The sequence below is a fragment of the Streptomyces sp. NPDC054863 genome (genome assembly GCF_053610825.1).
In genome coordinates this window covers 1-5,525 of record NZ_JBSGZD010000300.1, presented here as the reverse complement: position 1 = coordinate 5,525, position 5,525 = coordinate 1, and the positions used below count along the sequence as shown (strand labels likewise).

Genomic DNA, 5,525 nt, shown 5'->3' with positions numbered 1-5,525 from the left:
GACCTGGACGGTCAGCACGCCGCCCGCTTCGGCGGTGCCGTCGTGCAGACCGCGGAGGCGGGCGAGCGGGGTGAACCGCCACTCCTCCTCGCGGCCGTGCGGCACCGGGAAGTCGGCCACGTCGAAGGACGGCGGCGCGCTCATGCGGGTCGCGACGGTGGACTCCGCGGCCACCGCGATGGAACCGGCGGTGGTGGAACCCACCGGGATGTTCTGAGCCTCAGCCATGGCTGTCGTAGCGCTCTCTCTCTGGATCAAGATGAACTCGGTTGCTGCAAAAGGGAGTTCGGGTCAGCCGACCGAACCCTCCATCTGCAGCTCGATCAGCCGGTTGAGCTCCAGGGCGTACTCCATCGGGAGCTCCTTGGCGATCGGCTCGACGAAGCCTCGGACGATCATCGCCATCGCCTCGAACTCGGTCATGCCGCGGCTCATCAGGTAGAAGAGCTGGTCCTCGGAGACCTTGGAGACGGTCGCCTCGTGACCCATCGACACGTCGTCCTCGCGGACGTCCACGTAGGGGTAGGTGTCCGAGCGGGAGATCGTGTCGACCAGCAGCGCGTCGCAGAGCACGTTGGACTTGGAGCCCGGAGCGCCCTCGCCGATCTCGATGAGACCGCGGTAGGACGTACGGCCACCGCCGCGGGCCACCGACTTCGAGACGATGTTCGACGACGTGTTCGGCGCCATGTGCACCATCTTCGCGCCGGCGTCCTGGTGCTGGCCCTCGCCCGCGAAGGCGATGGACAGGGTCTCGCCCTTGGCGTGCTCGCCCATCAGGTAGACGGCGGGGTACTTCATCGTGACCTTGGAGCCGATGTTGCCGTCGACCCACTCCATGGTCGCGCCCTCGTACGCCACGGCGCGCTTGGTGACGAGGTTGTAGACGTTGTTCGACCAGTTCTGGATCGTCGTGTAGCGGCAGCGGCCGCCCTTCTTCACGATGATCTCGACGACGGCGCTGTGCAGCGAGTCCGAGGAGTAGATCGGAGCGGTGCAGCCCTCGACGTAGTGGACGTAGGCGTCCTCGTCGACGATGATCAGCGTCCGCTCGAACTGACCCATGTTCTCCGTGTTGATACGGAAGTAGGCCTGGAGCGGGATCTCGACGTGGACGCCCTTGGGCACGTAGATGAACGAGCCGCCGGACCACACGGCCGAGTTCAGCGACGCGAACTTGTTGTCGCCGACCGGGATGATCGTGCCGAAGTACTCCTGGAAGAGCTCCGGGTGCTCCTTCAGCGCGGTGTCGGTGTCCATGAAGATGACACCCTGCGCCTCCAGCTCCTCGTTGATCTGGTGGTAGACGACCTCGGACTCGTACTGGGCCGCGACGCCCGCGACGAGGCGCTGCTTCTCCGCCTCGGGGATGCCGAGCTTGTCGTACGTGTTCTTGATGTCCTCGGGCAGGTCCTCCCACGACTGGGCCTGCTTCTCCGTGGAGCGCACGAAGTACTTGATGTTGTCGAAGTCGATCCCCGACAGGTCCGAGCCCCAGTTCGGCATGGGCTTCTTGTCGAACAGCTTCAGACCCTTGAGACGCAGCTTCAGCATCCACTCGGGCTCGTTCTTCTTCGCCGAGATGTCGCGGACGACCGCCTCGGACAGGCCGCGCTTGGCTGCCGCGCCGGCCACGTCGGGGTCGGCCCAGCCGAATTCGTACGTACCCAGGCCCTCAAGTTCGGGGTGGGCAGTCTCCTCGATAGGGAGAGTCATGCGGGGTTCCTCCCGGCCGTGCTTGCTGATGCTGAATGTGCGGTCTTGGGGATGTACGTCGTGCAGACCCCGTCGCCGTGGGCGATGGTGGCCAGCCGCTGGACGTGGGTCCCCAGCAGTGCGGAGAAGACTTCCGTCTCCGCCTCACAGAGCTGTGGGAATCGTTCGGCGACGTGGGCGACAGGGCAGTGGTGCTGGCACAGCTGCTCTCCGACCGGTGCGCTACGCGCCGTAGCAGCGTACCCGTCGACGCTCAGGGCCCTTGCCAGAGCCTCGGTGCGCTGTTCGGGCGGTGCGGCGTCGACCGCGGCGCGGTACGCCTCGGCCTGCGCGGCGATCCGGGCGCGGGCGAAAGCGGTGACGGCCGCCTCGCCCTGCTCGCCGCCGCCGGCCGCCCGCGAGATCCAGGTGAGGGCGTCGGCCGCGAGCTGGTCGTAGGACTGGTCGAAGGCGTCCCTGCCGCAGTCGGTGAGCGAGAAGACCTTGGCGGGCCGCCCCCGCGTACGCGCGCCGTAGACGCGCTGCTCCTTCGCCTCGACCACGTCGTCCGCGGCGAGCGCGTCGAGGTGGCGGCGCACGGCGGCCTGAGTGAGACCGAGGCGCTTCGCCAGATCGGCGACCGTGGACGGGCCGTGGTCCAGGATGGAGCGCGCGACTCGGTTGCGGGTGGACCGCTCGCCGGTCGCGACGTCCTGCGGGACCTCGCCGTCGTATTTCACAACGCCATTGTTGCGTAATTCCTCTGGGCCTGACAACCCGGATCTTGAGCGGGATCGGTGGACTGCATCACTTAGGCAAACCTAAGCTGACCTGCGGGAATGATCACGGGCGACGGCCTCGGACGTGCCCCGGGGACCGCCGCGGAAGGCTCCCCGACCAGGCCGACCGCCCCGCCCGCACCCCTTCGCGCACCCGTTTCGTGCACCCGCGACTCCCTCGCCGCCGACCCGTGTGACCTGGGAGTACGTACCGGGTCCCGACCGGTCCGCCGGCCGGCCCGCACCCCCGCACCGCCCCCCGCCGAACGCCCGCTCCCCGGGACCTAGACTCGCCCCCATGTCACATGAGCCCGTCGTCCAGGTCACCGGCCTGGTCAAGCGGTACGGATCCAAGACCGCGGTCGACGGCCTCGATCTCACGGTCGCCACCGGCACCGTCACCGCAGTCCTCGGCCCCAACGGCGCCGGCAAGACCACCACCGTCGAGACCTGCGAGGGCTACCGCAGGCCCGACGCGGGCACCGTCCGCGTACTCGGTCTCGACCCGATCGCCGACGCCGCGAAGCTGCGCCCGCGCATCGGCGTGATGCTCCAGTCCGGCGGCGTCTACTCCGGCGCCCGGGCCGACGAGATGCTCCGCCACATGGCGAAGCTGCATGCGCACCCCCTGGACGTGGACGCCCTCATCGACCGCCTCGGGCTCGCCGGTTGCGGCCGTACGACCTATCGGCGGCTGTCCGGCGGCCAGCAGCAGCGGCTCGCGCTCGCGATGGCCGTGGTCGGCCGCCCGGAGCTGGTCTTCCTGGACGAGCCCACCGCCGGGCTCGACCCGCACGCCCGCCGCTCCACCTGGGACCTCGTACGCGAACTGCGCACCTCCGGCGTGAGCGTCATCCTCACCACCCACTTCATGGACGAGGCCGAACAGCTCGCCGACGACGTCGTCATCGTGGACGCGGGCCGGGTCATCGCCCAGGGCTCCCCCGCCGACCTGTGCCGCGGCGGCGCCGAGAACACCCTGCGGTTCACGGGCCGCCCCGGCCTCGACGTGGCGTCCCTCCTCAAGGCGCTCCCGGCGGACACCGTCGCGCAGGAGCTGATCCCGGGCACGTACCGCATCAGCGGGAAGATCGACCCGCAGCTGCTGGCCACCGTCACCTCCTGGTGCGCCCAGCACGGGGTGATGCCGGAAGGCATCGCGGTGGAACGCCGCACCCTCGAAGACGTCTTCCTTGAGCTGACCGGTAAGGACCTGCGCCCATGAGCACCGCCCCTTACGCCCCGATGCCGGGAGCGGCCCCGCTCGGCCGGATGATCGCGGCGCAGACCGCACTCGAAACGAAGATGCTGCTGCGCAACGGCGAGCAGCTGCTGCTGACGGTGATCATCCCGGCGCTGCTGCTGGTGCTGTTCTCGGCGGTCGACATCATCACTGTGCCTGTTTCACCGAACGGTGCAGGCAAGTCCGTCGACTTCCTCGCCCCCGGCATCCTCGCGCTCGCCGTCATGTCGACCGCCTTCACCGGCCAGGCCATCGCGACCGGTTTCGAGCGGCGCTACGGCGTCCTCAAGAGGCTTGGCACCTCGCCGCTGCCGCGGTGGGCGCTGATGACGGCGAAGACGCTGTCGGTGCTGGTCACCGAGGTGCTCCAGGTCGTGCTGCTGACCGCGATCGCGTTCGGGCTCGGCTGGTCGCCGCAGGGCGGCCCGGTCTCCGTACTCCTGCTCCTGGTCCTGGGCACGGCGGCGTTCTCCGGGCTCGGGCTGCTGATGGCGGGCACTCTCAAGGCGGAGGCGACGCTGGCCGCCGCGAACCTGGTGTTCCTGCTGCTGCTGGTCGGCGGCGGGGTCATCGTGCCGCTGGAGAAGTTCCCGGACGCGGTGCAGGACGTACTGGGCCTGCTGCCGATCTCGGCGCTCTCCGACGGGCTGCGCGACGTACTCCAGCACGGGGCGTCGATGCCGTGGAGCAACCTCGGGATCCTCGCGGTGTGGGCGGTGCTCGGGCTCGGCGCGGCGGCGAAGTTCTTCCGCTGGGAGTAGCGGGCCGGGGGCGGTTGGGAGTGACATCACAGCCCTCCACCGCCCCCCTCGTGAAATCCTGCACAAGCACCGGCCTACGATGGTTGCCGTGTTGACCCCCCTCGCCCTCATCGCCAAGCGATGGACGCCCACGCCCCGTACGCTCCAGCGCGCCGCGATGTCGGCCGTAGTGATGAGCGTCTTCATCATCGTGACCGGCGGCGCGGTCCGGCTGACCGGTTCCGGTCTCGGCTGCGACACCTGGCCCAAGTGCACGGCCGACAGTCTGATCGTGACGCCCGAACAGGGCTTCCACGGCTACGTCGAGTTCGGCAACCGCATGCTGACGTACGTCCTGTCGGCCGCGGTCGGCTGGGCGATCATCGCGGCACGCGCGACCAAGCCGTGGCGGCGCGGGCTCACCCGCACCGCCTGGGTCATGTTCTGGCTGGTGATGAGCAACGCCGTCCTCGGCGGCATCTCCGTACGGACGGGCCTCAACCCGTGGACCGTCGCCGGTCACTTCCTGGCCGCCAACGCCCTCCTCGCCGTCGCCGTCGTCGTCTGGCAGCGCACCCGCGAGGGCGACGCCCCGCCGAAGCCGCGCGTGCCGGGCCCGGTCCGCAAGCTGGCCTGGGCGATCGTGGCGGCCACCGTGCTGCTGATCGTGCTGGGTACCTCGGTGACCGGCTCCGGCAAGCACGCGGGCGACAAGAGCGAGGTTCCGCGCATGCCGTGGGACTGGACCGACGCGGCGCACCTGCACGCGATCGCCGCCTGGGTGGTCTGCGCACTGGCCATCGCGATGTGGTTCGTACTGCGCATGGTGGACGCCCCGGACGACACCCGGGCCCGCTCCCGCGACCTGCTGATCGTGCTGGTGGCCCAGGGCGCCGTCGGTTACGTCCAGTTCTTCACGCAGGTCCCGGAGATCCTGGTCGCCGTGCACATGCTGCTGTCCTCGCTGATGTGGATCGCGGTGGTCCGCCTGGTGCTGAGCCTGCGCGAGCGGCCCGTCGAGACTCCCGACGAGGTCCCCGCGCCGCAGTCCGGCACGCAGGCCGACAC

The 5,525-nt window shown here is 69.6% G+C and carries 5 protein-coding genes and 1 pseudogene; 3 read left to right on the top strand and 3 right to left on the bottom strand.

Annotated features, from left to right (window positions below; translation table 11 throughout):
• The 3 genes and pseudogenes from ACWGIG_RS32885 to ACWGIG_RS32875 form a co-directional block, all read right to left on the bottom strand.
• A pseudogene (locus ACWGIG_RS32885) lies at window positions 1-228 on the bottom strand (Fe-S cluster assembly protein SufD); the annotation flags it as partial.
• A 63-nt stretch (window positions 229-291) separates the two neighbouring features.
• Window positions 292-1,716: a Fe-S cluster assembly protein SufB gene (sufB, locus tag ACWGIG_RS32880; protein WP_453325350.1), complete on the bottom strand. Its 1,425-nt coding sequence runs from the start codon at window positions 1,714-1,716 to the stop codon at window positions 292-294.
• The gene (locus ACWGIG_RS32875; RefSeq protein WP_453325349.1) at window positions 1,713-2,435 is read right to left on the bottom strand and encodes a helix-turn-helix transcriptional regulator; all 723 of its coding nucleotides are present in this window, start codon (window positions 2,433-2,435) and stop codon (window positions 1,713-1,715) included. The genes sufB and ACWGIG_RS32875 overlap by 4 nt, the downstream gene beginning before the upstream one ends.
• Before the next feature lie 337 nt (window positions 2,436-2,772).
• Here ACWGIG_RS32875 and ACWGIG_RS32870 point away from each other — a divergent pair, with 337 nt between their 5' ends.
• The 3 genes from ACWGIG_RS32870 to ACWGIG_RS32860 form a co-directional block, all read left to right on the top strand.
• Complete coding sequence (locus ACWGIG_RS32870; protein WP_453325348.1) at window positions 2,773-3,699, top strand: ABC transporter ATP-binding protein; 927 nt, start codon at window positions 2,773-2,775, stop codon at window positions 3,697-3,699.
• Window positions 3,696-4,478, top strand: coding sequence for an ABC transporter permease (locus tag ACWGIG_RS32865; RefSeq protein WP_453325347.1), 783 nt, complete (start codon window positions 3,696-3,698; stop codon window positions 4,476-4,478). Before ACWGIG_RS32870 ends, ACWGIG_RS32865 begins: the two co-directional genes overlap by 4 nt.
• 79 nt (window positions 4,479-4,557) lie before the next feature.
• Window positions 4,558-5,525, top strand: a 968-nt coding sequence (locus ACWGIG_RS32860; RefSeq protein WP_453325346.1) for a COX15/CtaA family protein, incomplete at its 3' end; no start/stop codon positions are given.

Coding starts and splice junctions, on each gene's coding strand:
- sufB (WP_453325350.1), bottom strand. CDS start 1,716: ATGACTCTCCCTATCGAGGAGACTGCCCACCCCGAACTTGAGGGCCTG.
- ACWGIG_RS32870 (WP_453325348.1), top strand. CDS start 2,773: ATGTCACATGAGCCCGTCGTCCAGGTCACCGGCCTGGTCAAGCGGTAC.
- ACWGIG_RS32865 (WP_453325347.1), top strand. CDS start 3,696: ATGAGCACCGCCCCTTACGCCCCGATGCCGGGAGCGGCCCCGCTCGGC.